Below are 25123 nucleotides of genomic sequence, written 5' to 3' on the forward strand. Positions count from 1 at the left end.
TCCTAACGCTCGACCGCGGCGCTACGACGCGCGAGCGGATTGGTGATGTACCGGACCACGAAGTCGGAGAGCGGTGAATACGGCAACAGGCAGAGGCTCGACAGAAAAAGCGTTCCCGCCTTCTTTTTCAGGCTCCAGAAAGGATTGGCGACAATCGAGTAGCGATAGTCGTAGGAATCGTTGATCGCCCAGCGCCAGCGCGTAGCCAATGGCGCCTCATAGAGGTTCGAGCAGAAATAGGCCTTCTCATGCGCGAAATCGTGAAATGACGTCGGCAATTCGCGATCGAGTCGCGCACGGGCAAGCTCACGCAATGTCGCCCACCGCGCCTTGAATGCCTTAGGCGCCTTCGTCAATTGCTCGGAGTTCGCGAACGACACACTCGATTCATTGGCACGTTGATGAACGCGATACGCGCCGAGCGAACGGGGCACCATTGCAACCGGCCCGACCAGGGCGACGCCATAGATCGCGTAGAAGTCCGCGCCGTAGCGGTTGATCGCCGTTTCAGGAACCGGGAACAGCTTTTTCAGCGCGCGCACGCAATAGGCATTGCCCGATGCAGGCGGCGACGGATACAGCCAGCCGCCCATCAGCAAGGTGCCGCAATCGGCTGGCGGCACGGAGTGCGGAACATGGGCGCCTGTCTGCTTGCCCTCCACGTCGATGACGTCGAGGCGAAATTGCACCTTCGCGACGTCGCTGCGCTCGAACATGCGCATCACTTCCGACACGGCACCCGGATAAAGCACATCGTCCGAATCGAGGAAGAGTACATATTCCGTGTCGGCGAGTTCGAGTCCCAGGTTATACGCGGACACCTGGCCGCCGTTCTCCTTGAAGACAGCGGATATGCGCGAGCCGTAACTCTCGATGATCGCGCGCGAACCATCCGTCGAGCCATCGTCGATCACGATCACTCGCGTGTCCGGATAGTCCTGGTTCAACGACGAGTCAATCGCCTCGGCAATAAAGCGCTCGTAGTTATAGTTGCAAATAACGATGGCCATCTGTTTCATGGGATCTCGCGGCGATAGGTTGAATCCGTCGATGCTCAAATCTTCTCTCTCGGTAATCGGCACTACTGCCTCGCCGATATGAAGCTGCGTGTCTTACGTCGTCTTCTGTCGTCGGACGACGAGATAGGCGAGATGCGCAGGCGACTTCTTATCGGCACCATTGACTGCGGCGGGCACGCGAAAACGGATGCTCAGCGTCCCGCTATTCGATGTCAGCGTGGCGTCTTCACGAGGCGCAACGGCGCCCGTCACGGCGTCGATGAAAAGCACTTCGGCGCCATCGACTGACGACGGCTCGACGCCTGCCGCCTCGACCGTGCGCCAGCCCGGTGCGGCGCTTACCTGCATGACGATGTCGCTGTCCGAAAGCAGTGCAGAACCTTTGACTTCCGGCCCGAAACGAAGCGACTTCGAAAACGGCGCAAGCAAGCCGGGAACCGTCTTGTTCAGAACGACCAGGCTGCGCCCTGAAGGGTTGTACGTGCGGGGCGGCCCGCGATGCGTCAGCCGATACGGCTCGTAACCGTCCCAGTGGTAAATCATCGTCACGTACTTGTCAGGGTCGTCCCAGTTGCGATCCAGCGCCCACACTGCAAACTCGAAGAAATAGCGCGGCAGGTAGTGCGGATCTTCCATGTACCTGTCGCCGATTTCGGTTTGCCACAGCCCGCGAGCGGGACCCTGCTTCACATATCGCTGATACAGACCGTCGAGATCGCCGACGGACAAATAATGAGTGTCGAGGTAGTCGACCCAATCGATCATCCGTTCATTCAAGCGCGGGCTCTTGTATTCGAGCCATTTGACGTACGTGTCCAGTCCGCCCTGATCGGGCCATCCGCCGTACACGATGTACGCACCGTACTTGCGGACAATGCGGGCCGCCGGCAAGTGAATCTTGTCGACGTAGTCCTGCATTGCTCGCTCGTATGGCCCCGAGCGCTTTTCATCGCGATCGAATTTGGGTCCATGCCAGAACGTGGCCTGCGGCAGCCCGCCCGACAGGCGACCGGCCGCCTCGTTCCATATCTGGAAATGGCGCACGTTATAAGGCGGCTTCGAGTACTTGCTGACGGCGGCTTCCACATACCGTTGCCAGGCGTCGACATCGACGGGCGCCGACTTCGAATCGCCAGGTACGCTTGCATTCCACTTTGGCGTATAGCCGAGAAACAGCAGCGACCTGATTCCATTCGCGTTGTTGCGCAAGATGGCCGACGGCAGATCGCCGTCGTACGCGTTGCCCGTGCCGTTGACCCGCATCGCCTGCTTCGCGGAATCGGGCTGCCCGGGGCCCACGGAACCGCGGCCCCAGCTGATGCCCATCGCGCGCCACATGCTGATGTCGGCGTCCGATCCCGGCCAACCGTTGGTTCCGATCATGTCGGTCATCCTGCGCGCCTCACGTTGCTTGCCCGCTGCGTCCGCCGCAAATGCAACCGGCGTCGTGCGCATGCCCGGCAAGCCCGCGCACGCAAGTGCGGCAAGCGTCTTGAGCGCGCGTCGTCTATCCTGTCGGCTTCTCTTCCGATACATTGGTCCGTCCCGGCGAGTACCGCTGATTAACCGACCGTCGCCCGCGGAAACAGCTCCGGCATAGGCTCGCTTTCTTTCCCATACAAAAGATCCAGCAGCCTCTTCGCCGACCGGTCCCAACGGTACTCGTGTGCATGCGCCATGCCTTTGCTCCGATAGCGTTGGCGCAACTCGCCGTGACTCATCATCAGCGAGATCTTTTCGGCGATGTCATCCGCGGACATCGCGTCGCAATACATGGCGGCGTCGCCACATGCTTCGGGTATCGACGTGCGCGACGAAGCGATCACCGGACAGCCGCAGTACATTGCTTCGAGAGGCGGCAGTCCGAATCCCTCATATAGCGACGGAAACACGAGGCAGCCCGCGTGCTCGTAAAGCGCCTTGAGTTCGCCGTCCGTCACGAAGCCGGCCCAGATCACCTGCTTCGACTCTGGCCTGTCGCTCACGCCTTCGCCGCTGAATACCCGTTGATTCCTGCCTCCGACGATGACGAATTTCACGTCACGCAAGTGCTCCAGTTTCGCAATGGCATCGAGAACGCGTTGAAGGTTCTTGCGCGGATCGAGACTGCCGACGATCACGCAATACGCGTCCCTCTGGAGTTGCAGACGGCCGATGATGCCCGGCTCCGACACGACGCGATCGAGGTGGTCTGCGCCAGGCGGAATCACGGCAATGCGTGATTCGTCGATATTCAGATGGTGGCTGATCCGGCGCTTCGAAAAAGACGACACCGTCAGCACGAACGGGTCCAGCTTCGGCAGCATCGAAAAGCACAGCCGATACCAAAGCCGGAACTTCTTCGAAAAGCCGTCCGGCACGTCATAGACGGCCATATCGTGAACCATCACCACCTGACGGCGCTTGAGAATCGGATTGGTGTTGCACAGATTGACGAGCGTCATGCGACGCGCGGCAATCGGCAACGTGATCTGTTCCCACAGCGTGCCCCGCAACCACGGAAACCGGCGCTGCCGCTTAAGGGACGCACCCGGCTCCATCGCGTTTTGCGGCACGAAGACCTCGAGTTCACTACCCGGGTTTTCGCGCATCTGCATCGCCCTGGTGAGCTCATAAGCGACCCTTTGCACGCCCGTAATGGGTTGCGAGGTGAATTTTCCGTTGATCGCGAATGCCATAGGGTTTCTCCGCCTCACGAAGTTGTACCGTTTCCTGTTGTCGCGTAAGCGTGGGATAGCCCGACATCAACTGGCCGTCTCGACATCCCCGACGTCGCTCGCGTAATTCGTCGCGTAGCCGTAGCTGCGCGTGCTGCGGCGCACGGGTATGCCGTTGAAGACGCACCCGGCGATACGGCCGCCTGCGCGCTCGATCTTCTTGACCGTATCGGCGATCTCTTCCTCCGACTGCATTTCCGAGCGCAGCACGAGCAACGAGCCACCCGCTTCGTTCGCGATGATCGATGCGTCGGTAACGGCGAGGAACGGCGGCGTATCAATGATCACCAGGTCGAAGTGATTGCCGAGCCGTTCGAGCAACTGCCTGAAACGCGGGCGCGTCAGCAGTGCAGCCGGATTCTCCGGACGCGCGCCGCACGACATGAACGTGACGCCGTCGATGCCGACTTCGCGCAGCGCATCGCGCAGCGGAATGCGGTCGGACAGCACTTCCGACAGGCCGCCGCGATTGCTCTGGCTAAAGAACGCGGCGAGGTGGCCGCGGCGCATGTCGCCGTCGATCAGCACCACGCGCGAGCCGGCTTCGGCGTGCAGCGTCGCGAGGTTTGCGGCCACGAAGCTCTTGCCCGCCGACGTCGTCGGCCCCGTCACCATCACGATGTTGTTACGGGCGTTCGCGAGATCGCGGGACATCGTCGTTCGAACCGCGCGCAGCGCCTCGACGGACGGGTCATGCGGGAAACGCGCCGCGAGTACCTTGGTGCCCGAATCGCTAAACGAGGGATCGATCTTCTCGTTCGCGCCCGCCCCCGACTCGCCGCCATTGCGTTGCGGCGGTCCATTCTTCCCGCTCACGCCAGGCAGCGGTTTTCGTGCAGCGGCGGGCAGACTGCGATCGAGCATCGTTTGCTGATGACTGAACAGCACTTCGCCGACAACAGGCACGCTCAGGCGACGCTCGACATATCGCGGATCCGTCACGCCTACGAGCACATGACGACGCATGAACACGAGGAAGATGCCCGAAACGAGGCCAAGCACGACGCCGCCAGGCAGCACGATCAGCGGATTCGGCTTCACAGGACGATGCGGCCGGATAGCCGAATCGACGATGTGCGCGCCGCCCGTCGTGCTTGCGCGACGAACCGTCAATTGCTCTGCTTTCTGCACCATGCCCATGTAAATCGTCTCGGCAACCTTCTGCGCGCGAATCAGATCGACGCTCTCACGCTCGGACGCGGGCATGCCCTGGAAGCGGTTGTCGAACTCGGACTTCGCCTTGTTCAACTGCGCGAGCTGCGAGTCGATGCTCTGAATCCAGCGGCTTCCCGGCGCGTACTTATCCAGCAACTGGGTACGCTGCAATTGCAGGCTCGCGATCTGACGATCCAGGTCCAGGCCGCCCTGCAAGTAAGTCTGCGATTCGGTCGTCGGCTGCATCGAATTGGATTTCGCGCGGAAGTCCTTGAGTGCCTGCTCCGTCTTGCGCAAATCCGTAAGCAGACGCGGCAGCTCGCCCTTGATGAAGTTGAGCGTCTGCGTGTCGTTCAACTGACGGCTCGCAGCAGCCGTAGTCAGATACTGCTGGCCAAGCGCATTGGCGACCTCGGCAGCCATCGACGCGCTCTTGTTTGCATACTCGATCTGGATGAGGCCGGAGTCCTTCACCTTGTCGCTGATCTTCACGACGTCCATGAAGCGCTTGACGGCATCGACGCCATTCCACCGGACCACTTCGAAATGCGTTCCGGGCCGCGCGGCCATCTGATTGATCAGCATCGAGACGCCGTTGGCCGTAACGGGCTTGCCCACTTCGCCTTTCAACAGAAACTCGCCCGACGGACCCAGCAGTTCATAAGTACCGCCATCGAGCGCAACGAGCCTGAGCTTCTCTTCTTCGAGGTTCTGCGGAACGTTCAGATAGCCGACCTTCACGACCTCGCCGCCCCACGCAAACGACTTCAAGCCGAGCCATGCACTGTTAGGCTCGCCAGGTGTCGCGAACTTATCGGCGATGTCGCCGAGAACCGGGATCGTGCGCGGCGTGACCGTCACATCGAAGCGGTATTTCTCGATCACAGGGTCGAGCACCGAGCGGCTATGCATCACACCCATTTCGGTGCTGGGCGACGGTGCGGGCGGCGGAAGCATCGAATCCTGATTCTGCAGCGCGATACCGAGCGCGTTTGGCTCAGGTGGATCGACACGCACGAGCACGTCCGCCGAATAGACAGGACTTGCGACCAGTTGATAGGTGAGCGCGAGCAGGAACACGGCCGCCGTGGTTGCCAGAATCTCCCAGATATGATCGCGCATGAGGTTGAGCATCTCGCGTCCACTGAGCTGCGTGCGCTCGTTATTGACGGGAGCGGGAGGAGCAGGAAGCGAGTTGTAGGGGTAGTAATCCACCTGATTCATCCTTTCATGTACGTTTCCCTGGAGCACCCTGCAATACGCAGAAGTGCAGCACCGGATCGCGAACTGAAGCTGCTGTTGCCGCTAAAGTTGACGCGGATTCGGCGCGTCGGAATGTCACTCAGCCTGGCCGGAGCCGGCAGGACATGCGAACGCCATTTCGGCGTCGGCACTCAGACTCTTTGACTAGCTAGTGCCGTGCCGGAATCTCCGGACGAGAAGATCAACATGCGTGCGCATTCCATTCATGCGTTTCCTCCTCTGGAGCAAAGCGGTTGCCAAATATCTAGACGCATCTCTATGGCTTCAGTGAGCCAATAGAGATGTACTGTCCAATACGGTGATTGCGTACTTTTATCCCACGACCGAAGGAAACATCAGCACGCGAGGTCACTGCATTTGCGCGCTTTCGGCGTAAGCGATTTCCTGGTGAAGACCTGCAAACAACATTCCAATGAATCACGGAATTGGCGATGGCCTCTCCAGGCTGTTGCAGCGAAGCATAGACGGGCAGAATTAGGATTTGAACGACCTCGGCTCAAATTCGGGTACAAATGGCCGATAACGTGGAGCGTGTAACGGGGTTTACCAGGGAAAGAAAGAGTTGTGCCGATCTGAAATTGGTGTAACAGATTGATACGATCAGACGGAAATCACGTAACAGAACTTTAGTGACAGTACCGAAATCCGAAATTTGGGGAATGAAGCCAGTTATGCCTTTCTGACGCTTGCCCGGCAAGGCTCAGAGGGGATTGAACCCGCTTTTCTTTCACAATTGTCAGATAATTTTTACGCGAAATAATTTCCTCCTCCGGAAAAATCGGCGGCAAATATAAAGGCAATTATTGGTAATAATTGCCATTTTCGAACAATTTCGCCACATCGTTCGCACAAATCCGACAGCTATTCAATCGATCCATTCACTACGGTATTCTGGGCCGCATCGAAGTATTTCGCATTAATTTGGAGAGCTAAACGTGAATGGGTTTGCTCGATTGCATCCGTGGCACACTGACGAACGACAGGTTGATTCAAGGCTTGAGAGGCACATTGGCGTGCTCATCTCGCACCACTGCTCAATGGCAGCCGTAGGCGCCATTGGAGACGCATTTCGCCTCGCCAATGAATTCGACCACGGTAACGGCGAACATCCTTCTTATCGCTTCACCGTGTTGTCGGAATCCGGCGGCTTTGTTACGGGCGGATCCTGCTTCTCGATCTGGACGCAGAAGCTCGATCAATACCGGCTTGCCGACTTTCACGCACTCTTTGTCGCTCGCGGTTCGGATGTCGCGGCACAAAACAACGAGACACTCGTTTCCTGGCTGTCGCGCCAAGGCTCGAATGTGCCGACGGGCATGCAGCCGAAGCTCGAAGCGTTTACGCCCCCGGCCCAGTCGTCGGTACCCGTATTCGTGCTGGACGATGGGATGTCCGAAACCCGTCCCGCTGGTCCGACCCCGTCGGAGATGGCGCTCTTGCAGATCGAACGCGACCTGAATGCGGAGATCGCGCGCAAAGTCGCTCGCGCGTTGCAGACGAACATTCCTGAGCGAGTACGGCCCGACGCCGAAGACTTGAACATTGCGACGACAACGGAAAAGATCCGGGAGTCGGCACGCTGGATTCGCGAGAACTACAGCAAGCCTATTTCCGTGGGCCTTGCGGCCGAGTCGGCTGCGATGAGCAAGCGGAACTATCAGCGCCGGTTCAAGAGCGAGTTCGGAATGACTCCGCTCGAGTATCTGTTGCGCACGCGCTTTGAAGTCGTTTGTTCGATGTTAATCGAAACTGACCTTCCTATCGACAAGATTGCGCGGCGTTGTGGAATGGGCGACGGCAATCGGCTGGGAAGAATATTCAAGCTGCGGTACGGTGTATCGCCCACTCATTTCAGGGCACTGCGCCATCTTCCCGCCGAGGAGCGTGCGCAGCCGCCAGCAGCAACATCAACGGCCGGCGTGGTCGTGCATGCCGCAGCAGTTGCACCGTCGGCAAAGCTGATCTACTGACCTGATGCACGGGGAGCGAAAAAAAATGCCAACAATCGAGGGTATGCGGTCGAGCGACACAGTGAGTGTGTCGCAAGGCACGAAGCAGGACGGGGCTCACGGTGAACCGAATGAGCTTCCGTCCACGTTCAGGAGAGTGAAAGAAGCCGCCAAACAGGTATTGCCTGACGCGCTCTTCCTGAGTCTGCTACACAAGAAATGTATTGGCCGGTATCCGAAGCTCATTCACCCCACCACGTTCAATGAGCAGATCCTGCAACGCAACCTTCGGCCAGATCCGCGCTATGTGCCTCTGACCGACAAGATTGCGGTTCGCGAGTATGTCGAGAAGAAGCTCGGACGGGAACATCTTGTCCCTCTGATTGCGGCACCCGAGATATTCACGCGTGAAGTATTCGACAGACTGCCGTCTTCTTTCGTGATGAAAGCGAATCACGGCAGTACCTTTGTTGAAATAGTCAGAGACAAATCGGCGACATCTTTCGAGAAGCTAAAAGAATTGGCCGATCGCTGGTTGTCGACTTCGTTCTATCGCGTTGCCCGCGAGCGACACTATCTGAGCATCGAGCCGCGTATCTTTTTTGAAAAGCTGCTGCTCGACAAGCGGGGGCAGATTCCAGCCGATTTCAAGCTGCATTGCTTCGGTGGACGAACGGGCCATCCGATCATGTACACCTTGCTGATTTCGGACCGCTTCGGCAACAACACGCATGGCGACGTGTTCGACGAAAACTGGAACGTCATGGATGTGATGATCGGGCCGTACACGCGCAGCCCCGTGCCTCCTCCGCGGCCGAAGAACCTGGACGCGGTATTGCAAGCGGCGACGCGACTGTGCGAAGACTTCGACTATGTTCGTGTTGATCTCTATGCACCGGACGACGAAGTTTATTTCGGCGAATTGACCTTCACGCCCGGCGCAGGTGTATTGCCTTTTACGCCCGACCACATCGACTATGAGTGGGGAAAGCTCTTGACCAGCGGCGTGTGAAATCGCCCCTCCCCCGTTCAAGATCCGAGCGAAGAAGGGGCGACAGACAATAAGCGGCCCGCGCGGGATCAGCCGGCAGGGTTGCTTGTCATAAAGCTGGTTAGCGCGCTGTACGGCGGATTGAGCGTCGTGCCGTTGGTCATAACGCCGTAGGTGTTGTTTCCACTATCGAGCACGTAATACATCACGGCCTGAATGTTGTGAGACTTCCGTGCCTGATAGTACTTGCTCAACGTGTTCGTAATGTAACTGGCTCGGTAATCCTGCGCCTTCTCAGGACCGGTGTTCCATTCCGTGATGATGAACGGCACGCCGTATCGGGCCTTGCAGTACGTCGGCAGGTCGAAGCCGGGACCCGAGCCGTCGATGCCGATGTTGAAGATGTCGCCGTACACCTCGTAGTTGTGCCACGTCGTGATGTCCCAGCGCACCTTCGGGTAGCCGCCCGTGCCATCCGGCTGCATGCCGTCCCACAAGGCGTCGGCTGCACCAATGTCCGCGACGCAGAAGTTGATGCCGCATTTTGCATTGGATTGAACCGACTTCACACCGTCGATCATCCCGCGCATCACACCACGCATGGCCGGCCAGTTTCCGTTGTTGAAATCGACCGCTTTCGTACCAGCGTTGGTGAAGTCAAGGATCGTCGCGTTCTGGCGCGTCAACTCGTTACCGCATTCGTAGATCGTCACGCCATACTGCTTGAGTGCATTGGCGACAGCCATTGCAACCTGTTGGCCACGCGAATATGCGGCCGACTCGCTGCTGAACACATTGCCATTGGAATCATAGACGCCTTGATTGATCAGGACGAGCAGTTGAAGTCCGGCCGCCTGGAAGGCCGCAGCCAGTTTGCTGACAGCATTCAGCTGATTCGGATCGTCGGTACATCCCACACGGTAGCTCGTGCAGCCCATGTTGCGCAGGATCGATACGAGCTGAGACGGCGTGTACGTATAGTCAAAGTGCCCGTTGACACCGTAGAACATGCCCGCCGCGGCCGCGACTGCTGCGTCGTTGCGAGGGTCGTTACATGGCAGCCAGCGATCGAGGTCGGTGAGAACATAGAACTGTCCGCCCGTACCGATGTGCCAGATCTTCCCGCCGTACCACAGCAGCAGCGACACGTTATACGTGTTGCCGACGGTCCCGCCATTCCGATAGATGACACCGTTGACGACGGTCCACATCGCGCCCGCCTTGTCGATGATGTACGAAGCGGATGGGATAGTCGTGCCGTCAGGCGACGTTCCGCCGAGGCGCGGATCGTTACACGCGGTCCACGTGGTCCCGTTCCACGCATAGAACTGCCCGCCTGTGCCCTGGTGATAAATCACGGCGCCATAGATCATCAGCAGCGTCACGTTATACGTGTTACCGGCTTTTGCGCCGTTCCGGTAGACGGATCCTTGCGACAACGTCCACACGGCACCGGACGTGTCCGTAATCGAGCTTGCCGATGGAATAGTCGTGCCGTTTGCTGATGCCGTGCTTGCGCGAGCCGCAACGTTAGCGACAGCTGCGCCGGAAGCACTGCCTGCTCCATCGCCTGAACCACCGCCGCAAGCGGCGAGAAGATAGCTGCCACCGAGAGCCGTCAGCTGACCAAGAAATTGACGTCGTTTATTCATGACAAATACTTCCCCTGTCGAGAAATTTCTCGAATAAAAGTCCCAAGTGGGTGAATGCTCGAACTTCGAATGCAATGTCCGGCGACGGCGAAGCGCGAATTAATCAGTAATCCTTATGTACAAGAACAACTACCCGCGCTTTCGGTGAGTGACATAAGAAATGATTGAACTGCCCGCTCCGAATACTTCTCGAGCGGTGACGCTAGAACCCGAAATCCACGACTGCCGGCAGATGCACCCAGCCGTGGAAGACTTTGACTAGCGAGCTACGACGATTCCCAATGCGTTGCCACTGACTGCCGCCTATCTTCGTGCAACGTGCAAACGTTTGCCGCGCAAATACGGAAAAATCGCCCGGCAATTTGTGCGCACCTTCTTTTTGAATCGGTGCAAATAATACCCGGATACGAATGATATTTACATACGAATCGGAAATGAGTGGGCAAATAGCACGATTCTTCTGATTGTTTGCGGTCGAAAAGGAATTCCGCCTTTTTTGCTCACACGCGAGATAGTCCTGCACCTATGTAAGGATGAATTGATCGTCGGATGTATTCGACTTGTCCGGCGCAATAGGGCGACTGGCTTGTCTTGGCACGGCGCAGGCCGATGCGCGCGTGTTTCTTTGCTTGATGAAGAGCAGGAGAACTTACTCGACAACGCTAAACCGTGATGCAATTTTCACCGCGTTGAGAATATTTTTTCGGTATCGACCCTGGAAGCTATTCGATGGGCACCGGCAATCTCTACCATGTGCGGTCATTATATATTTCTTTTTTACCGGATTAGTGGTGCGCTACTGCGATAGCACAGTGATTCGATACTTTCGGAGACGAGTAAAAAAGTACTGCTCAAATAACGTCATCTGTCGACATAGCGGGCAATAGTACTGTCTACTGCCGCGCAAGCGCATCTCTTACCGCTCGCACAACCTCCGCGGGATCTGCCGATCGCGGGAACCAACGATCCCATTCCGCCCAGTCGAGGCGTGCGTCATCGATCGAGAAGGCGATCATGACGGGACGATGCGAATGGTCCGGCACTCGCGATAGATCTCCAAGCAACGCATCGGCGTTGGCGGAACCTATTGGACTCGAAGCGACGATGACGCGCGGATTGAGCCGATGAGCCTCAATTCGCGCTTCCTCAGTCGTGATGGCCGGCATGACCTGCATGCCTTGCGACGTTAGTCTCGATACGAGCCCCGACAGTCGCCCCGCATCCGGATCGAAAACGAGAACATCGACTGTTGCAGTCGATCTGATTGCATCGCGCTGCGCGCGTCGGTCGTGACGTGATCGTGCACGCGCGCGGACCCACCGCCTGAGCGGCCAGACGGTGCGATTGAGCTCGTGCCGCAGCACCAGATTTCGCCATACCCGCTCCGCACTGAAGATGTCCCGGTGCGCCTCGCGCTCGAGCATCCGCTTGCACCCGGGCAGATGGAGCAGCGAACACCCTTTGAACCAGCGAAGATCCCGGTGCGTATTGCCGGACCAGTGACGTCCAACGAGCCGGTGTGCGCCGAGATCGATAATCTGATGGCCCTCGTCTGCCAACAGATTGAGCGCTGCGGAAATAAATGCCTCATCTCCGTTATGGTTCAACTCATCTATGGCAAGTCTGTAACGCTCGAAGCACGCGTGAGCAAAAGGCACGAGTTCGTTGATGAATTTCGCCGACGCGAGCAGTACTTCCCCTCCAAACCATCGCGGGTTTCTAAGCGACTTTCCCGCCACGGTCTCGAGATCTCCAATGACGCGCGCGTCACCGTAGGCCGAAAACTCCTGATCGGAGATGTCGAACGCGCCGACGCCTATTATTTGACAACGCCGCAGAAGTTCTTCGTCCAGCGCGCGAAGCGCGAGCATGTCGGTGTCGAGCAGCATCAGCAGTTCGCCTTCGTGCAGCGTCACGGCGACTTGCTCCATCATGTCCAGCTTGAAGTGCGCGCTATAGAACCGCGTCATTTTCGGCAACGTCAAACGCGACGGCCTCAACTGCAGCACACGGGGACGCGAATCGGGATCGACCTTCGTCAGGTACTGCTCGATCTGCTCGGCGACGTTTGTCGCGACCGTCAATCTCGGCAGCCCGACCGCCATCAGGCTACGGTTGAGCGTAATGGCCTGTTCGAGGTAGCAAAAGGGATCGGTGCGCGTGCAATTAGGGCTTCCCGTGCTGTCCGTTTCGATGAATACGAGCGCGCACGGGACAACCCCGACGCGCTTGCGCGTCGAGCCAGAAGGAGGGAAGGTCTGCCTGCAAGATGGTTCGTCGACGTCACGGCGCAAGAGTGCCGACATGCATCGTTGCCTCCGGCTGACATTGATAACGGACACCGCGACCTCCCGATTGCAGTTCGTGTCATGTGCGCCGATGGGCAGGCAATGCACGAAGCGACGGGATGCAGTATCCGTGCCATCCGCACGCGGATCAGCCGTCGCGGCTTGAATCAGTCATTGCACGGCGCATTGAAAAAATGCCGTGTAGGAAGTGCAAATTCTTTCTTTACCTTGCACGATGACTGCAATGGGCTAGCGAACGGGAGTCGTTGGCGTGCAGCCCTGGCCGCACTCAAAGCGCCTTTGAAGCCACACTCGCAATCCTGCGGAGTTCATCGAACTGCGTGACAAGCTCGAAGCACAGAATGAACGCCAACATCGAGGAAGGCCCAGGATAGCGCTCCATCCATAGCAGCGATGGCGCGGCATAAAGCGTCCGGATCGGGTTCCTCGTCATCAAATAAGTAATGGCAATACCGATCGCCGCACCCGCGATCAGGTCAGTCGGATAGTGAAAGCCGAGGTAGGCGCGCGGAAAGCAGATAAAAATGGCCGTGTACAGGAATACGAGTATGCCGACGAAGCGCGAGACGATAAAGACGCCTGTCGCAACCGACATCCATAGCATCGCGTGGTCGCTCGGAAACGAACTCCAGTTCGAGAGCATGGCGTCATGTAAAGAACCGGTCGCGAATTGCAAATGCAATTCAGTATTGTAGACAGGACGCACTCGAAACGGCAGAAGGTCGGCGAGCAGTCGTCCAACGGCAAGCGCCAGTAAGCCGCTCACAACGGTTGCGATGACCACTTCGCGCTGCCATTCGCGCCGCTCGCCGGGCTTGAACCAGATCCACCACAAGATGGGGATAAGCACGAGCCCTCTGAACGTGTACATATCGGTGAGGGCTCGCATCGCAAGGCTCGGCAGCGGACCGAGATGGAGGTGCGCGAGATATGTCTCGATGGTTGTATCGAAGGTAATCATTGTTGTAGTACCACCGGATTCGTAGCAATAGCAAGAAGACAGGCAGAAAGTGGAGATCCCGGTGCTCATGCGCGTCGCCGACGCGCACTGCGACTGGACCCCGACCTTAGCCTGCTATGCGCAAAACCCGCCGCTGCCGTACTTTCTCGCGGTAGCCATTTTTGTTCCTGAACGGCCGGTCGGGCGAGCGATTATCGTAATGGCAATTGCCTCACGCCATGAAGAGCAAAGCGGACGCAATCATTCAACAAATAGAGCCAAAGTGTAAGTCCATATTTCTGCCATTCGCTGTGGCGTCGGAGAATTGAAATCCCGTCGCTTCTAGCGAGGCATTCGTATGATGCGTCCACATGGCGTCGCGCCGACTTTTACGCCAACTTTATATTGTGCGTTATATGATTCGCGTCGTCCCGCTGTGCGGCGTCGGCCACGCATGTTCGCTCTCCAATGCTTTCAGTACGCGGAGATACGGAACGCAATAATCGTGAAGCTATCTCCCGCATATCCGCAAAAGAAGAACGGATTCAAACCCGCGTGGCTAGAACACGTACGCATGCGCGCCAATCGTGACGACACTGAACTAACCGATTCATCTAATCGCCGGCCCATCAAGAAGCCCACACACATGAAAAAATCCACACTCGCCCTCGCACTGCTCGGAGCCATATCCGTCTCAGCACACGCGCAAAGCAGCGTCACGCTTTACGGTCTGCTCGATACAGGCCTCGTCTACACGAACAACCAACTGGGTCATAGCAACTGGCAACTCAACAGCAGCTCGACACAGAACACGGTGTTTGGCCTCAAGGGCTCGGAAGATCTCGGCGGTGGCTTGCACGCGCTCTTCAAGCTCGAACAAGGCTTCATTCTCAACAATGGTGCACAAGCTTTCTCCGGCGATGGTTTCGGCTCGCAGGCATGGGTTGGCTTGCAAAGCGATCCATACGGCACGCTCACATTCGGCCGCCAGTTTGACGTGATGAACGACCTCGTTGGCCCCCTCTCGGCGGAATTCAACACCTGGGGCGGCAGCATGGCCGCGCATCCGTTCGAGAACGACAACCTCGCTGCGAATTCCGTCGTGGTCAACAACACGGTCAAGTACACTAGCCCGAACTATCGCGGCATCACATTTGAAACAATGTACGCATTCAGCAACAAGGCCGGTGACTTTTCGAACAATCGCTCATACGGTTTCGGCCTGTCGTATTCGCAAGGGCCCGTCAATCTTGCAGCGGGCTACCTGCAACTCAACAATGCCGGCAACGGAAGCGGCGCGGTCACGTCGGGCGACGCCAGCGCCAACTTCATCGCGCAACGTCAGCGCATCTGGTCGCTGGGCGGCAACTACACGTATGGACCGGCTACCGTCGGCCTGGTCTGGAGCCACACGCAGATCGACAATGTGTCGGGCGTGTTCTCGTTCGGCACAGGTTCGTACCTCGGCGCCAACGATACGAGCGCGGGCTCTCTTGCGGGCTCGCTGCGCCTCGACAACTACGAGGTGAACGCCAAATACGCACTCACGCCGGCATTGAGCGTGTCCGGCGCTTACACGTATACGCATGGCGCGTATAACGGCTCGGCGCCTGGATGGAACACGGCAATGCTCCAAACCGACTATGCGGTGAGCAAGCGCACCGACTTCTATCTCGAAGGCGTCTACCAGAACGTACACGGCGCGCCGGCAGATTCAGTGCTCTCGCATGCGATGATCAACACGTTGTCGCCATCGGCGACCAACACGCAAGTCGCCGTCACGGTAGGCATGCGTCATACGTTCTGATCGTATCGAAATACCCTCACGAGCAAGGACGTATGCGCAACGGCATCGGAGAACATACGCCTTGCTCGACCCGCTGGAGCGCGTGCCGTTCCATGCAAGAGGCACATCAAGCGCCGATCACCGCTGAAGCCACGCCTCTCTCTTCGCGCGAGCAGCCCCTACCGCGCCAACCACGGATACCGCTCCGTATCCGCGCCCTCATAGTCGGGGTCGAGGTAAATAAAGCACCGCTGAATCTTGAAGTCGCGGATCTCGAACACATCGCACCAGCGCCCCGCGTGCGACACGCCCGCGCGCCAGTCGACGCCGCCCTTGCTCGTCCCATAGCTCGTGCCCTCGACGACCACCATGTCGCCCTGCTGAATCACGTTCAAATAGGCAAGATCGTGCTTGAACTTCGACACGATCGAACCGAGGTCCGTGAAAAGCCTTTCGAACGACGCGCGGCCCGATGCAATGCCCCATTTCGGGAAATACACTTCCGCGTGGTCGTCGAAGAGATCGTCGATCCGTGGGAAATCCAGTGTCTCGCAACGCTCGCATGGATCGAAACGACACGGCAATTGCAATCGGCTAAAGACATTCATCCGTCGACACTGTCGAGCGTCGAATTCGATCGCCCGTAACAGTATGTCGAAGAGAACATCGACTGCACATTGAGTTGTGCGCAAATCGCGGCAACGCTCGATCTTCCCGTGCGAATCGTCTCCGATAGCGTGAAAGCACTGTGCATGAGTTGCCCCGCGGAGGCTTGATGGTTTCCCCACGTTCAACGATGCGCGCGATCATGTCCCGCCACGCGCGTTCATCATTGCGTGAATGTGCTAGCCTGAGCTTCCATCATCCGACGTGATCCGGCGAGGCGCAAAATGGAACTGCGGCATCTGAGAATATTTTGTGCGGTCGCGGAGCACGGCAGTTTCACGGCAGCGGCTGAAAAGATCCACAACGTGCAGTCGAACGTGACGATGCGCATCAAAGAGCTGGAAGCGGAACTGAACCAGCAGCTATTCATTCGACAGAAGAATGGCGTAGTACTGACTTCGGCGGGGCAAATCTTCCTGGGCTACGCGCAGCGTATTCTTCAACTGACGGATGAGAGCCGCAATGCATTGCTCGACAACGCGTCGCCACGAGGTCTGTTGCGGCTTGGATCGATGGAAACGACAGCTGCAATCCGCTTGCCGAAGATCCTCGCCAAATACCACGAGCAGTATCCGCAAGTTCAACTGTCTCTGATGACGGGCACGACGACCGAGTTGATCAAGGCCGTCGAGTCGCATCGGCTGGATGGCGCTTTTGTCGGCGGCTTTCATCAGACTTCGTCGCTGTATCAGGAAGAAGTCTTCCATGAAGAACTGGTTCTCGTGAGCAGCGTCGAATTCGACTCGCTGCCAACTCTTACGAACGAGATATCGCGTCAAACCGTTCTCGTCTTCAGGACGGGTTGTTTCTATCGTTCAACGCTCGAACACTGGTTCTATCAGGCGGGCATCATTCCCGGCCAGATCATGGAGCTGGGCACGCTGGATGGGATCATGTCGTGCGTCGCTGCCGGCATGGGCATCACGTTGCTGCCGCGATCAGTCGTGGAGAGCCACGGCGCGCGGCATTCCGTACACTGCCATGAACTGCCGAAGGAATTTTCGAACGTCAAGACCGTGTTCATCCGCAACAAGGACGCGCTCGTCACACCGGCGCTCACGGCGATGATCGAACTTGCGCATCAGCAGATTGCAGTGGATGGCCGCGCGCAGGAGCCGGCCACCGAGGACATCTTGACGACCAGGCTGGCACGTATCGACGCGGCTGAATCTGGCGCGAGCGTTCACTGATTCACTCGCCTTTTTGCTTCGCCTGATGCGGCGGGCAGGTATCGTCGTGCAAACGGATGCTGGAAAAACGACGCGCCGTGAGTTCACGACACGTCGTCTTTTACTTTCAAGCACCATCAAGCATAGTGCAAATGCACTTCCTTGAATGGCTCGCCTGAGCCGGCCTGAGCCCGTTCGCGGCTGCCGCTCAACCCCTGTGCCAGTTCCGTTACGCGCTCGGCTGCTGACATCACGCGGTCGATCTTGCCCACGCCCTGGCCCGCATAGAGCGACAGCTTTTGCGCCATCTTCGGCTTGTCGATCGCGCGCGCGCCGCCGCCGATAAAACGCAGCAGGTTCCACTTGTCGCGATTCGGGATCACGCGATGCGGCGTGCCGAATTTCCATCCGAACGAATACCCCGTTCGATACTCGGTGTCGTCGACGGTAGCTTCCACGATCTTCTGCTTATAAAGCGGATGCGCATTCGACTCCTCACACGCGACAAATGCAGTACCCGCGAGCACGCCGCCCGCGCCCATGTCCATCACGGTTCGAACGTCATCGCGATTCGTTATGCCGCCTGCGGCCAGCACGGGCCGGCCCTCGGAAACGTCGATAAGCGCGGGCAACAGCGAAAGCAGCCCAATGGTGCCGCGATTCAAATGGCCGCCGCTCTCGCTGCTCTGGGCCGCGATGATATCGGCGCCGTGCGCAATTGCCTGTCGCGCAAGCTCGACGGAGCCGACCTGAACCATCACGATCATTCCCGCGTCTTTTGCGCGCGCGATCATATCCAGGTAGTTCTCGGCATAGAACAGCGATAGCATGCGCGGCTTTTCCTCAAGCACGATCTGAAACTGCGCTTCGAATACTTCCGGGCCGCCAAACGACGGCACGAGATTCACGCCGAAAGGTTTGTCGGTCAGGCTCTTCGTTTCCCTAAGCCACTTGCGCAACGCGAGCGGCGGCAAGCGCAATCCGCCTATCGTGCCCATTCCGCCTGCGTTCGCGACAGCAGCGACGAGCTTCGGACCGGAAATAGCGGCCATGCCGGCGAGGAAGATCGGGTATTCGACTCCGCAAAGCGCGGTGACGGCATTGCCGCCGAATTCATGACTGGTTTTGCTCATGGTGTTAAAGCTCCACACGTTTTCCAAGCATCCGTTTCAAGGCGTCGTTTTTCAGCACGAAATGGTTCTTGCATGCGCCGAAGATATGCAGCGCCAGGCCGATCACAAACGGCGTGGCGCCGATCTTGAAGAGCATGTCGAAGATTCGCGCCGCCTGATGATCCGGCGATATCGGCGCGGGAATGATCAACCCTCCGGGCAATTCGATCGGCAGGCCCGCTCCCGATTTCGACAGCCACGCCGCAATCGGCAGCAGCACCATCGCGAGCGCGAGTGCCGCCGCCACCGAACGGCTGACGATCACTTCGACGGGATTCGGCGTGCCGACTGGCAACGGGTGATATGACGTGATGCGCGCCCAGAACCGATAGACCGATACAGGAAACAGGATGACGCCAAGCAGGTTCAGTACTTTCATGAGCTCGCTGTTCGGCGAAACAGAAAGTGCGATTTCAATCGCGATGATCGACAGCACGAGCGCGGCCACCATCCAATGAAGCGCGATCGTAACGGGCGAAAAAGCCAGGCCGTTATCGCGCATCTGAAACCTGGACTTCACGCGCTCGCCGTCCGAACGGGAACCCGACACGTATGAGCTTTGCAGCTTCGACATTTCCTACTCCAATCAATAGCTAGTGACTGACCGCACCCGAAGAGCCAATGCCTGTTTGAGCGCGAACGAACTGATCGTCGAACTTCTCACGCTCTATCGATGCTCGTGCGCCCTGATCGGTCAGCGAGCCGATCCACGTGAAGAAGAACGCGATCGTCATCGAAATGATGGCTGGGTAGTCATACGGAAAGATCGCCGTCGCGTGCCCGAGTACTTTCACCCACACAGCGGGCGAAAGCACGACGAGGCTCACTGCGCTTACCAGCCCAGCGATGCCGCCCATCAGCGCGCCGCGCGTCGTCAGGCCTTTCCAGTAGATCGCCAGAGTCAGAATCGGAAAGTTGACGGATGCCGCGACGCTGAATGTCAGCGCCACCAGAAACGCGACGTTCTGATCCTTGAAGAGAATGCCGAGCAGAATAGCGACGCCCGCGATGGCGATCGACGCGATTCTCGACACGCGCTTTTCCCGCGCGGCATCGGCGTTGTTTCGCTTGATCACCATCGCGTAGAGGTCGTGTGAGATCGCAGAGGTTCCCGCCATCGTGAGCCCTGCCACGACAGCCAGAATGGTTGCAAATGCGACTGCCAACAGAAAGCCGAGTACGAAATCGCCGCCCACGGCCTTGGCCAGATGCATCACGGGCATATTGCCGCCGCCGATCAGCTTGCCGCCGAGTACGCCGTGCTCGTAGAAGGAGGGATTGCGTCCGACGATCACGATCGCAGCAGTACCAAGCACGGTGACGACGAGAAAGAAGTATCCGATGAACCCCGTCGCGACGAACACGGACTTGCGTGCTTCCTTTGCATCGGGCACGGTAAAGAAGCGCATCAGGATGTGAGGCAGTCCCGACGTGCCGAACACGAGGCCCACCGACAACGAGAGCATCTCGAACGGATCGGCCACGAGCTTGCTCGGCAGCATGATGCCGCTTCCGCTCTTGTGTGCGGCAATAGCCTGCTCGAACATGTTGTCGATCGAAAAACCGAAATGGCTCAACGACAATATCGCCAGCAAGCTCGCGCCGAACAGCATCAGCACGGCCTTGATGATCTGCACCCAGGTCGTCGCGACCATTCCGCCGAACGTCACGTACACGGCCATCAGAATGCCGACCACCACGACGGCGTAGTTGTACTGAAGCCCGAATAGAAGCTGGATGAGTTGCCCCGCGCCCACCATCTGCACGACCAGATAGAAGCAGACGACCGTCAACGAACCGAACGCCATCAGTGTCCGTATTCTCTGCTGGTCAAGCCTGAACGACGCGATATCGGCGATGGTGACCTGGCCCAGGTTTCTGATGCGTTCGGCAAAGAGAAACATCAACAGCGGCCACGCGACAAAGAAGCTCACCGCGTAAAGCATGCCGTCGTAGCCGTTGAAGAAGATCATGCTCGTGAGACCGAGCAAAGCCGCCGCCGACATGTAATCGCCCGCGAGCGCGAGACCGTTCTGAAATCCGGTAATGCCGCCGCCGGCGTTGTAGAAGTCCTTCATCGACTTCGTCTTCGATGCGGACCAGTACGTGACGCCTAGCGTCGCGAGCACGAACACGACGAACATCGCGATTGCTGTGATGTTGAGCGGCTGCTTCTGTACTCTCTCCAACGCTTCGGGCGTGGCCATCGCCGCTTGCGCAAAGAAAGCAGCGACCACAGCGGCTGCGATTCTGATCGGCTGCTTCATTGAGCGCCTCCTGCGAGAATGCGAGCAGTCAACTGGTCGAACTCTCCGTTTGCGCGCCGGATATAGATGCCCGTCAAAACCCATGTTCCGAGGATCAACACTGCACCGAGAGGCCAGCCAATCGTAATTACACTTCCTGGATAAAGCCGAGTGGCAAGCACTTGCGGCGCGAAGCCCGCAATGAACACAAAAGCGTAGTACGGCAGCAGAGTGCCCAACGTAAGCCATGCTACGAGCCTGCGTCGTCGGGCGACCAGTCGTTCGAATGCCGGCGACTGCCGGACGTCGTCATGCGCAGTGGAATCGACCACGATGTCTCCTGTATTTCGTTACGGGTTAGGCGCATTACGCTGCGCTCTTCCTCTTTTGCTCAACGATAGGAGCGCGGGTCGATCAAGTAAAATGATGTTTGATGATGCGTGCCATCACCGCGAGTGAAATGGCGCTTCGCCCGCTTCATTCTTGACTCTTCACTCAGTAGGTAGCGGAATTCCGCACCAGTGAATTCCAGAAAGAAGCGCAGATCGCGCATTGCAGCGGCTTCGTTCCGGCGCGAGGCCGCGAGTCCAGCATCCGCACCGTTATGACGCGGCGTCAATAATCCCCCCACTCATACACCGTTCGGCGCGGCCCTATCCGCGCCGTCTGCTCGTGAACGCGCCGCCCATCGGCTATTGACGGGCGCGGGCAAGACATCCGCATTTGTTCCCACGCGTCAAAACTGTTTGTCCACTGCGGGTGTACGCAAGCGGGTCGAGGAAGCCTAGATTGACGACCTAACGGCGCTGTCGATTCCCGACGGCAAATGCCACCAACGTCTTGAGGTCAATCATGAGCAACTCGCAAAAGGTCGTTATCGTCACTGGCGCATCGCAAGGTATCGGCGCAGAACTCGTCAAAGCCTTTCGTGAGCGCGACTATCGCGTCGTCGCCATCGCGCGATCGATCAAACCGTCCGACGATCCGAACATCGTCACAGTCGCCGGCGACATCGGCGATCGCGAAATCGCGAAGCGTGCCGTCTCCGAAGCCGTCGAACGCTTCGGCCGCGTCGATACGCTGATCAACAACGCGGGCATCTTCATCGCGAAGCCGTTCACGCAATACACGGCTGAAGACTATGCGTCCATCCTGAACGTCAACGTGAACGGCTTCTTCCATATCACGCAGCTTGCAATCGCCGAGATGGAGAAGAACAAAAGCGGCCATGTGTTGCAGATCACGACGAGTCTCGTCGATCATGCAGTTGCCGGCGTGCCCTCGGTGCTCGCATCGCTGACGAAGGGCGGCCTCAATGCAGCCACGAAGTCGCTTGCGATCGAATACGCGAAGACGGGTATTCGCGCGAACGCCGTCTCGCCGGGCATCATCAAGTCGCCGATGCACGCGCCGGAAACGCATGAAGCACTCGGCGCGCTGCATCCCGTCGGCCATATGGGTGAAATGCGCGACATCGTCGACGCCGTCGTGTACCTCGATTCCGCACCGTTCGTCACGGGCGAGATCCTGCACGTCGACGGCGGTCAGAGCGCAGGCCACTAAGCACAACGGCGAGGCAACGGCGACGGTGCCTCATCCGCCTAACATCACGGAGATTGCCATGCCTATCGTGACCATTCAGGTTACTCGCGAAGGAAACAAGCCCGGCACGAACGCGGTGACGCCGGAAGAGAAGGCGCAACTGATCAAGGGAGCCAGCGAATTGCTGCTCAACGTGCTCAACAAGCCGCTCGAAGCGACATTCGTCGTCATTCAGGAAGTCGAGACGGAGAACTGGGGATGGGGCGGGCTGCCCGTCGACGAATATCGTCGGCAGAAAGCGAAGAAGCCGGGTTGAGTGCCGGCAGAAGATTGAAGCAGTCAGTTGCGGACCATTGCGCGAAGTAGCTTAAAGGTTCTTCGCGCAATAGCGCCCGCACTGTTTCGTTCAGGGTTCTCTATGCGCGCGACCGCGGCGCAAGTCGAGCATGCTGCTGATCGATTCCTCGCGGCGCCCCGGCACGACGCCGATGCGCGATCCCGCTCGCACCAGCCCCGTTTGCACCACGCTCAAATAGACGCCGGCAAATCCGCTCTGATACATGTGCTTGACCGCGCGCCTGTAGCCCATTACGGCATTCAGCTTGAAACAGGGACTACGCGGCGCTTCGACACGTAACCTGACTTCGTCGATGACGAGCACGTCGCCGACCCATAGGTCTGTTTCGAGCACGCCCTGAGTCGTCAGGTTCTCGCCCAGCGCGCCGAATTCGAGCGGGCTGTCGGCATGCGCGACACCAGCCTCGATGCGGCGTTCACGCCACCACGCGTAGTGCTCGATCGGGTACAGATACACGGCCTTATCGAGCCCGCCGTGAACGCTGAGATCCGCCTGCTCGTCGCCGACGAAGCCCAGCTTCTTCACTTCGACGATCGCGCCTTCGCTCGCGCTGCTGATCGAGCGCTTGCGTATCGCCGACTCGACTTGCAGCCCTTCCGACGACAGCCCGACGTCGAGAGACTCGATCGAGCCGACATTGATCGACAACACCGTAGCGCCGATGTCGCGCACGTTCTCGCCGTTGTGTGCAACGGTCATCTGGTCTCCCATCTCGCGCCGATCCATGCCTTCAGGACGCGAACGGCTGCAAACGCCGGATCGCTTCGACGAGTTCCGTCTCCAGTTGCGCGACCAGTTCCGCAGCGGGCAGCGAGCGGGCGAGCGCGGCCGCCTGGCCGCCCCACTGCGCGCCATAACCGAACTCGCCCTTTGCTTTCGCGGCGGCATGCAGCGCCTTGCCCGCGTCGTAGGTGATCGGATAAGACGGTGTCGTCGGACGGTCCGCCGAGCGGCCCAGTTCCGTGAACCCGTTCACCATGCTGCGCGCCGGTCGCCCCGAAATCGCGGACGTCAAAACGGTGTGGTCCGCCGCGTCGCCGAGAATCGCGCGGCGGTAGCCTTCGTCGATCGACGTCTCCGGGCACGGCACGAATGCCGTTCCGAGTTGCGCGGCCTGCGCGCCGAGCGCGAGCGCTGCCGCGATGCCCGCGCCGTCCATGATCCCGCCCGCCGCAATCACGGGCAGATCGAATTTCTGCACGAAGAGGCGCGTGAGCGCGAACGTGCCCAGGCCTTCGTCGAAGGCTTGCGTATCGAACACGCCGCGATGGCCGCCCGCTTCGATACCTTGCGCGACCAGCGCATCGACACCCGCATCGGCGACGGCCGCCGCTTCGTCCAGATTCGTCGCCGACGCCAGCAGTTTGATGCCCGCGTCCTTCAGCGCCTTGATGATCTCTTTCGAAGGCAAGCCGAAATGGAAGCTGACAATCGCCGGCTTTTCCTCCAGAAACACGTCGAGCATCGCCTGATCTTCGACGAAGCTCGTGTAGATCTCGCTGAGCTTTTCAGGTGCGCTCGCGCCGTACTTCTCGAAGTGCGGAGCAAGCCAGTTCAGCCATTCCTTTTCGACTTTCGCATTGGCGGTTGCCGGTTCATGGCAGAAGACGTTGATGTTGAAAGGCGCATTGGTCAACGCGCGCGTATCACGGATTGCCTTTCGCGCCGCCTCGCCGTTCATCGCGCCCACGCCGAGCGATCCGAGGCCGCCTGCATTCGAGACGGCGGCGGCGAGCGCAGGCGTGCTGGTGCCCGCCATGGGCGCCTGGATGATCGGCTTGCTGATGCCAAGCAGCTTGAGAAGCGGCTTGTCTTCGAAACGATTGCTCATCTGATGACCTCATCGCGTAAGTTGGAGACCATGCCGCCCGCGATCCACACGCCAGCGCGGATAGTCGACGGTCCCTGCTTTCGGCCGCGAATGCTCCTGCAAGGATAGCCTCTTTACATGGGATGATCGGTTATCGGGCAAAGACCGGTCAACCGGTTGCCGGTCAAGACACTGTTGAGCGGCGGGAACAGATCGCGCAACTCGTGCATCGTTGCGGCACCAATGGCCCGTGGCATCGCGAGCCGTGACGGGCGTGCGCTCGCGCTGCGAGCCGGCCCGCGCCGCAAGACCTGCTATCCTCTGCGGACCCGCCGTCACCATCCCGCTGCACCGCGCCGTGCCTTTGCGTCAGGCAAAA

23 protein-coding genes are annotated in these 25123 nt (G+C 58.7%); 8 read left to right on the top strand and 15 right to left on the bottom strand.

The window, feature by feature from the left end; translation table 11 throughout:
* Positions 1–2 precede the first annotated feature (2 nt).
* The 4 genes from VSR68_RS33965 to VSR68_RS33980 all read right to left on the bottom strand — a co-directional run bounded on the left by VSR68_RS33965 (position 3) and on the right by VSR68_RS33980 (position 6106).
* Positions 3–1019, bottom strand: a complete 1017-nt coding sequence (locus VSR68_RS33965; RefSeq protein WP_342943955.1) for a glycosyltransferase family A protein — start codon at positions 1017–1019, stop codon at positions 3–5.
* Positions 1020–1112: 93 nt separating this feature from the next.
* Complete coding sequence (locus tag VSR68_RS33970) at positions 1113–2555, bottom strand: hypothetical protein (protein WP_342943956.1); 1443 nt, start codon at positions 2553–2555, stop codon at positions 1113–1115.
* 26 nt (positions 2556–2581) lie between these two features.
* Positions 2582–3697 (bottom strand): glycosyltransferase family 1 protein, encoded by a 1116-nt coding sequence (locus tag VSR68_RS33975; protein WP_342943957.1) that lies wholly within the window; start codon positions 3695–3697, stop codon positions 2582–2584.
* A gap of 66 nt (positions 3698–3763) precedes the next feature.
* Positions 3764–6106 (bottom strand): polysaccharide biosynthesis tyrosine autokinase, encoded by a 2343-nt coding sequence (locus VSR68_RS33980; protein WP_342943958.1) that lies wholly within the window; start codon positions 6104–6106, stop codon positions 3764–3766.
* Between the two features lie 1085 nt (positions 6107–7191).
* On the opposite strand from VSR68_RS33980, the gene VSR68_RS33985 reads away from it, so the two are divergent.
* Both VSR68_RS33985 and VSR68_RS33990 read left to right on the top strand, forming a co-directional pair.
* Positions 7192–8124, top strand: a complete 933-nt coding sequence (locus tag VSR68_RS33985) for a GlxA family transcriptional regulator (protein ID WP_428983655.1) — start codon at positions 7192–7194, stop codon at positions 8122–8124.
* Between the two features lie 25 nt (positions 8125–8149).
* Entirely contained in the window at positions 8150–9115 is a 966-nt protein-coding gene (locus VSR68_RS33990) for an ATP-grasp fold amidoligase family protein (RefSeq protein ID WP_342943960.1), read from the top strand.
* Between the two features lie 68 nt (positions 9116–9183).
* Here VSR68_RS33990 and VSR68_RS33995 read toward each other — a convergent pair whose 3' ends face one another.
* The 3 genes from VSR68_RS33995 to VSR68_RS34005 form a co-directional block, all read right to left on the bottom strand.
* On the bottom strand, positions 9184–10746 hold the full coding sequence (locus tag VSR68_RS33995; RefSeq protein WP_342943961.1) for a hypothetical protein: 1563 nt from the start codon (positions 10744–10746) through the stop codon (positions 9184–9186).
* Between the two features lie 893 nt (positions 10747–11639).
* The gene (locus tag VSR68_RS34000; protein ID WP_342943962.1) at positions 11640–12662 is read right to left on the bottom strand and encodes a hypothetical protein; all 1023 of its coding nucleotides are present in this window, start codon (positions 12660–12662) and stop codon (positions 11640–11642) included.
* Positions 12663–13323: 661 nt separating this feature from the next.
* Positions 13324–14016, bottom strand: coding sequence for a phosphatase PAP2 family protein (locus tag VSR68_RS34005; RefSeq protein WP_342944020.1), 693 nt, complete (start codon positions 14014–14016; stop codon positions 13324–13326).
* A 67-nt stretch (positions 14017–14083) separates the two neighbouring features.
* On the opposite strand from VSR68_RS34005, the gene VSR68_RS34010 reads away from it, so the two are divergent.
* Both VSR68_RS34010 and VSR68_RS34015 read left to right on the top strand, forming a co-directional pair.
* Complete coding sequence (locus tag VSR68_RS34010; protein ID WP_342943963.1) at positions 14084–14284, top strand: hypothetical protein; 201 nt, start codon at positions 14084–14086, stop codon at positions 14282–14284.
* A gap of 357 nt (positions 14285–14641) precedes the next feature.
* Complete coding sequence (locus tag VSR68_RS34015; RefSeq protein WP_342943964.1) at positions 14642–15802, top strand: porin; 1161 nt, start codon at positions 14642–14644, stop codon at positions 15800–15802.
* A gap of 158 nt (positions 15803–15960) precedes the next feature.
* Here VSR68_RS34015 and VSR68_RS34020 read toward each other — a convergent pair whose 3' ends face one another.
* Positions 15961–16326, bottom strand: coding sequence for a nuclear transport factor 2 family protein (locus VSR68_RS34020; protein ID WP_428983658.1), 366 nt, complete (start codon positions 16324–16326; stop codon positions 15961–15963).
* On the opposite strand from VSR68_RS34020, the gene VSR68_RS34025 reads away from it, so the two are divergent.
* Together VSR68_RS34025 and VSR68_RS34030 are read left to right on the top strand one after the other, a co-directional pair.
* Positions 16288–16428 (top strand): hypothetical protein, encoded by a 141-nt coding sequence (locus VSR68_RS34025; RefSeq protein ID WP_342944023.1) that lies wholly within the window; start codon positions 16288–16290, stop codon positions 16426–16428. The two genes, VSR68_RS34020 and VSR68_RS34025, sit on opposite strands and share 39 nt — an antisense overlap.
* A gap of 243 nt (positions 16429–16671) precedes the next feature.
* A complete protein-coding gene (locus tag VSR68_RS34030) occupies positions 16672–17637 on the top strand; it encodes a LysR substrate-binding domain-containing protein (protein WP_342943965.1) in 966 nt (321 codons plus the stop codon).
* Between the two features lie 116 nt (positions 17638–17753).
* Here VSR68_RS34030 and VSR68_RS34035 read toward each other — a convergent pair whose 3' ends face one another.
* Genes VSR68_RS34035 through VSR68_RS34055 form a run of 5 tightly spaced genes read right to left on the bottom strand, consistent with a single transcriptional unit; the run spans position 17754 to position 21587 of the window.
* Positions 17754–18749: a nitronate monooxygenase gene (locus VSR68_RS34035; RefSeq protein ID WP_342943966.1), complete on the bottom strand. Its 996-nt coding sequence runs from the start codon at positions 18747–18749 to the stop codon at positions 17754–17756.
* A 4-nt stretch (positions 18750–18753) separates the two neighbouring features.
* Positions 18754–19362, bottom strand: a complete 609-nt coding sequence (locus tag VSR68_RS34040; protein WP_342943967.1) for a cytochrome b — start codon at positions 19360–19362, stop codon at positions 18754–18756.
* A 19-nt stretch (positions 19363–19381) separates the two neighbouring features.
* Positions 19382–21055 (bottom strand): cation acetate symporter, encoded by a 1674-nt coding sequence (locus tag VSR68_RS34045; RefSeq protein WP_342943968.1) that lies wholly within the window; start codon positions 21053–21055, stop codon positions 19382–19384.
* A complete protein-coding gene (locus VSR68_RS34050) occupies positions 21052–21366 on the bottom strand; it encodes a DUF485 domain-containing protein (RefSeq protein ID WP_342943969.1) in 315 nt (104 codons plus the stop codon). Before VSR68_RS34050 ends, VSR68_RS34045 begins: the two co-directional genes overlap by 4 nt.
* 59 nt (positions 21367–21425) lie before the next feature.
* The gene (locus VSR68_RS34055) at positions 21426–21587 is read right to left on the bottom strand and encodes a hypothetical protein (RefSeq protein WP_342943970.1); all 162 of its coding nucleotides are present in this window, start codon (positions 21585–21587) and stop codon (positions 21426–21428) included.
* 299 nt (positions 21588–21886) lie between these two features.
* Between VSR68_RS34055 and VSR68_RS34060 the strand changes: the two genes are divergently transcribed.
* Positions 21887–22597 (top strand): SDR family oxidoreductase, encoded by a 711-nt coding sequence (locus VSR68_RS34060; protein ID WP_342943971.1) that lies wholly within the window; start codon positions 21887–21889, stop codon positions 22595–22597.
* Positions 22598–22655: 58 nt separating this feature from the next.
* The gene (locus VSR68_RS34065) at positions 22656–22892 is read left to right on the top strand and encodes a tautomerase family protein (protein ID WP_090869305.1); all 237 of its coding nucleotides are present in this window, start codon (positions 22656–22658) and stop codon (positions 22890–22892) included.
* A gap of 90 nt (positions 22893–22982) precedes the next feature.
* Here VSR68_RS34065 and VSR68_RS34070 read toward each other — a convergent pair whose 3' ends face one another.
* Both VSR68_RS34070 and VSR68_RS34075 read right to left on the bottom strand, forming a co-directional pair.
* A complete protein-coding gene (locus VSR68_RS34070; RefSeq protein WP_342943972.1) occupies positions 22983–23633 on the bottom strand; it encodes an MOSC domain-containing protein in 651 nt (216 codons plus the stop codon).
* 31 nt (positions 23634–23664) lie between these two features.
* A complete protein-coding gene (locus tag VSR68_RS34075; RefSeq protein WP_342943973.1) occupies positions 23665–24765 on the bottom strand; it encodes a nitronate monooxygenase in 1101 nt (366 codons plus the stop codon).
* Positions 24766–25123: the final 358 nt, after the last annotated feature.

Origin of the sequence: Paraburkholderia phymatum (genome assembly GCF_038900715.1) — a bacterium.
Taxonomy (GTDB): Bacteria; Pseudomonadota; Gammaproteobacteria; order Burkholderiales; family Burkholderiaceae; genus Paraburkholderia; species Paraburkholderia phymatum_A.